At 60.8% G+C, this 4,607-nt stretch carries 3 protein-coding genes and 1 pseudogene; 1 reads left to right on the top strand and 3 read right to left on the bottom strand.

The features are described from left to right. Positions 1-1,012: M48 family metalloprotease (locus tag VG146_07020; GenBank protein HEV2392099.1), on the top strand; the 1,012-nt coding region annotated here is incomplete at its 5' end. 9 nt (positions 1,013-1,021) lie between these two features. Here VG146_07020 and VG146_07015 read toward each other — a convergent pair. From VG146_07015 to VG146_07005, 3 genes and pseudogenes are all read right to left on the bottom strand, one after another. Then, positions 1,022-2,059: a DMT family transporter gene (locus VG146_07015; protein ID HEV2392098.1), complete on the bottom strand. Its 1,038-nt coding sequence runs from the start codon at positions 2,057-2,059 to the stop codon at positions 1,022-1,024. 7 nt (positions 2,060-2,066) lie between these two features. Further along, a complete protein-coding gene (locus VG146_07010) occupies positions 2,067-2,768 on the bottom strand; it encodes a GDSL-type esterase/lipase family protein (GenBank protein HEV2392097.1) in 702 nt (233 codons plus the stop codon). Between the two features lie 111 nt (positions 2,769-2,879). Then, positions 2,880-4,277, bottom strand: a pseudogene (locus VG146_07005) (acetylxylan esterase). Between the last annotated feature and the right edge of the window lie 330 nt (positions 4,278-4,607).

Raw genomic sequence — 4,607 nt, 5'->3', positions numbered from 1 at the left:
CCAGCGCCTCCTGGGATACCAGTCGATTCCCCCGTGGCCACTGGCAGCGATTGCGGCCTGGCTGGGCGCCCTCGCCGCCACGTACGCCTTCCATCGTGAGGTCTTTCCGTGGCTCACACCGCGCGTGTGGCTGCACCAGGTCGTGGCTGCCTGGACACTCCGGTTCACCACCTGGTTTCTATTCTTCGCCGTCGTCGTGGCAATGCCGGAGCGGTTAGGTTGGCGCGCCTTGGCCCTCGCCGCTTTGTTCTTGGTGGCGTTCGCCATCAGCGCTCGGGGCGGAGTGACCTGGGCTTTGCAAAAAATGCGCTTGCTCACCCCGCCAACGGATCGGCTGCTCGCCATTGTTCGAAGCGTTTCTGCGCAAATGAAGGTCCCGTTCCGCCGCGTGTGGGTCCTCAAAGGTTCGGCCGCATCAGCCTTCGCGCTGCCCTATACTGGGCACCTGATGTTTTCGGAACGATTATTGGCCCTGCATCCTGACGAAGAGGTGGCTGCCATTTGCTCGCATGAACTGGGGCACCTGAGCGAATCCCGAATCATGCGCGCGGGCCGCCTCAGTGGACTTGCTTTTTTCCTGCCCTTGCTCTTCATCAGGCCTGTGACGTTGACTTGGGGTCCGGGTGTGACCCTGGTTTTGGCATTTGTGAGTTGGCTCTTTCTCTACGCCAGCCGCCGCCTCAGCCATTCCCTCGAGCAACGCGCCGACAAAATCGCCCAGGCAAACGAGTCCGACGCCGGAGTCTATGCGCGGGCCTTGGCACGGCTCTACGAGGAAAACCTGATACCAGCCGTGATGTCCCACCGGCGTACCCATCCCGACCTTTATGATCGGCTGTTGGCTGCCGGGGTTCACCCGGATTTTCCGCGCCCACAAAAGCCTGGCATGTATGCTCCCCAAGGCATCATCCTGCTGATCCTGCTGGGCTGTCTCATTGGGGCTAATCTGGCGAAAACGCCCGGCCTGCGGGACGAGCCGCCGCAGCCGCCGGCGGACGCTCTCTCGGCATAGGGAAGAGTTTCATTCCCCCGTCGTCGTCAGCTCCTGAACCGCCAGGCGGGCTGTGCCGTTTCTTTCCACCTGCGCCTTCTCCGCCGAACGCCCGGCCAGCCAGACCCCGGCCAACACCAACAGGGCGCCCCCGACAAATCCCACTCCAGGCTGTTCGTGCAGAATCAACACGGCCATCAGGGTCGCGGTGAACGGCTGAATATACGAGACACTCGCAACCCGTGAAGCCGGCAGATACCGCAATGCATACGAGTAAATCAGATACCCCACAACCGAAGGAAAGATGCTCATATACAAAACACTCGCCCAGGCAGCCGGACTTACATGGGCAGCCCGGGCATGCAGAACACCCCGGAGCGCCAGCGGTAGCAACAGCAACCCCCCGCCCACAAACGCAAACGTATTCACCGTGACGGTCCCGAACTCGGACGCCAGCCGCTTACCGAACACCGTGAACCCGGCGAACATCATCGTCGAGACCATCATCACCACGTCCCCGCCCAGGGATGGCGCCCCTCGCTTGGCGTGTCCCAACTGCAGCAGGATCACCCCGCCTGCGGCCAGCGCCATCCCTCCCATTTTTCGGGCCGTCCACCCTTCCAACCCCATCATCACCGCCCCTAACAACACGAAAATCGGGCCCATCCCCGATATCACCGCCCCGTGTGCCACGCTCGTCTGGTTCAGGCCAATAACGAAAATAACCTGGTTGCCCACCAATCCCAGCACACCCACTGCCAGCAATCGCGGCACGTCTCCAACCGACCACTCCCGCGCCCCCGGTTGCCGCCGGCGCTGCGCCAAGAGATAAATCGGGCACATGAACAGCCCCGACAGCACCGTGCGAAAACACGCCAAATCCAGCGAAGGGATTTCACGCAACGCGATTTTGCCCACGGTGTAATTCGCCGACCAAATAAGCAACGCGGCGCCGAGCAACGTCCCCAGCCACAACATCGAAGGCCCCCTGGCGGCCTCGCCCAAACAGCGGCTTGCCTGCCCGGAATCGAGCGGCGCTTCACTGGATGCCAATTCTCCTCCTGTCATCCTGGTTTCAAAGGTTCCTGCGTTTTTGCGAAAACCGCATCGCGCCGGGGTCACCGGTTGGTGGCGGGGCGTGGTCGGTTTTTGCGGGAGGCCCAAGCAGCTCCGTGAATAGGGGTTTCAGGGTGTCCGCCCAGACCTGATAACCTTTGAGCGCTGGATGGAGCCGGTCGGCATTCATCATGCCCGGAAATAACCTGCCATCCTGGTCCGCGAGTTGGCCGTTGATATCGAGGTAGCGGACTTTCCTGCCGTCAGCCATCCGCGCGAGCTTGCGGTTGATTTGATTAATCTCCGGGATCACGGCCATGTTGTCATTTCGTGGAAAAATAGCGGTCATGATCACGGTCGCGTTCGAGGCCTTGGCCCGGCACACCTCCAGCACAGCCCGCAGCCCCTGCGCGATGTCCTCAACCTTCTCCGCCCCGCCGGGTTCGGCGCCTATATTATTGATTCCCGCCAGCACGACGATCACTTTCGGGTTCACACCATCGAGTTCACCGTTTTCGAGGCGCCAAAGAATATTCTCGATCCGGTCGGCTCCCCAGCCAAAGTCGGCGGCATTCCAGCCGAAGAAGTTGGTTCTCCAGTTTTCCAGCAGCGGCTGGTATTGGGGGTCGGCAGCGCCCCAGCGGCGCGTGATCGAGTCGCCCGCGAAATAAACATCAATGCCCCCTTGCTCGGCTTTCTGGACTAACTGCTGATGTGCCATGAGGGAATTTGAATCGGTCCGCCGCTGCGGGTAACGCGCCGAGCCTGCTTGACCATTTAATCCAGACCCCTGCGGCTCAATACCGGCGGCTGCGGGGCGGGGCGGCGGTGAGTGCTTCAAAAACCTGTTCGCCCAGGCGATAAAATACTTCATGTTTGAGCGGTCTTCATGGCCGCCGTCGTGCTGGCGCCAGGCCAGCTCACCATCGAGCAAGCCCGTGTTCGCCGGCGGCATCTTGGCGCTTCGATAGTCTTCCTTCTCGCCAATATCGCGCGCCCCCAGCAACCGAAACACCGGCCCGGCGGCAACCGTGGCCATGTAGCCGCCCTGCTGGTCCAGCCACTTTGCATCCCCGCGTTTGGGCACACCGTAACTGATGAAGGTCAACCGAGGAGCGCACAGAGCAATCAACATGTGCGCGTCCACCGGCAAGTCCCCGGCGTTCTTGCTCCCAAAGGAGGATTCCGCAGCCCCATACTTCAGGAAATTCCCCGCCATCCAATGGTACTCACCCGAGCCGGTCAGGTTTTCGACGGCTTCCCCAAAATTGCGGCGGTGCAGTTTGGCGCCCCCTTCGCCGGATGACCCAATCAGAGCCATGGCAAAGCGCGGTTCAAACGCCATGGTAACCAGCGCCGCCTTGCCGAAGCGCGACACCCCTTCGATCCCGACCTTTTTTGCGTCAATGGCGGGGTCAGTTTCCAGATAATCCAAACCCCGTGCTGCCCCCCAAGCCCACGCGCGGAGCGCTCCCCAATCCTCCGGCTTGCGCGGTTGGCCTTTGTTGACCAGGCCGATGATGCCCTTGGTCAGCCCGGCGCCGTTGTCTGCCTGGATGCTTCCTGGGTTGATGGTGGCGTAACCCCAACCGGCGGCCAGCAGTTGCTCCCTCGACGGTGGGTCCTTGTATGGTCCGCCGAACTCGCGAAACCGATTTGTGGGCGCAGGAGAACCGGCTGGCCGTGGCATGCCGTCACCAAAAAATCCCCCAAACATCATCAGCACCGGCACAGGGTCCTTGGCGTGGCCCGGAATCACTACAGTCATGCGAATGTCCACGCTGATCGCCGGGCAGGCCGAGTTATCCACATGGCCCACGAGTTGTTTGCCGTTGGCGGGCAAATTGTCCACAAGCCCGTCCGTCACATTCGAGACCACGGTCCATGTCACCTTCGGCACCTTCTTTGGCACACGCCCGATTACCTCCCGCTCGAAATCCTCCACGATCTCCGGGCGGCGTTGGTTCCACCACATCTTGGCCGTGGTGACCTTCTGCCCGTTCTTGAGCCTGAGGACCTCCGGCAGAGCGGGAAACGGATTCGCCATGGCAGGATCGTAATTGGCTGAATTGATGCCGCCTGGCCGTCCGCTTGGTCCTGGACGCAGCCGGATAATGCCCAACTGGTCCATCATGTTTTTGTGGTCCTGCTGACTCGTCCAGTTCAAGGGGCCACCGGCTTTCCCAGGCTCGCTCGACGTTTGCCCATATAGCCCGCCTGGCCAGCACAGAAAAGCAAGCAGGCAACCAGCCAAACCGGCACAAAGGCCTATTGACGAGTCCCTAACATGAACTGCATCTTTCATCAGCGTTGAATTAGTCCAGATTAGCTCTAAACAGTAAAGCCTGCGATTTACAAGAGGGCTCGGTTCCCATTCCTTTGCGTCCTCTGCGTGGTCTTGCGTGCCGCGCTTTCCTCTCGCTTCTTCTACCTATTAGCCGCCCTTGTACTTGCCCTTTTTCCCATTTTCTTTGTCCAGAAATCAGTTTCGACCGGGGGTTGTATATAGGAGGGGATAACTCCTCCCGCTGTGGCCGACCAGACAAACGGCCACGCCTAA

The organism is Verrucomicrobiia bacterium (assembly GCA_035946615.1).
Classification (GTDB): domain Bacteria; phylum Verrucomicrobiota; class Verrucomicrobiia; order Limisphaerales; family UBA8199; genus DASYZB01.
The sequence above is the reverse complement of the archived record's forward strand: the minus strand, read 5'-3'. Positions and strand labels throughout refer to the sequence as shown.

Excerpts from the sequence above, each read along its gene's own strand:
- VG146_07010 (HEV2392097.1), bottom strand. The coding sequence starts at position 2,768 with ATGGCACATCAGCAGTTAGTCCAGAAAGCCGAGCAAGGGGGCATTGAT.
- VG146_07015 (HEV2392098.1), bottom strand. The coding sequence starts at position 2,059 with ATGACAGGAGGAGAATTGGCATCCAGTGAAGCGCCGCTCGATTCCGGG.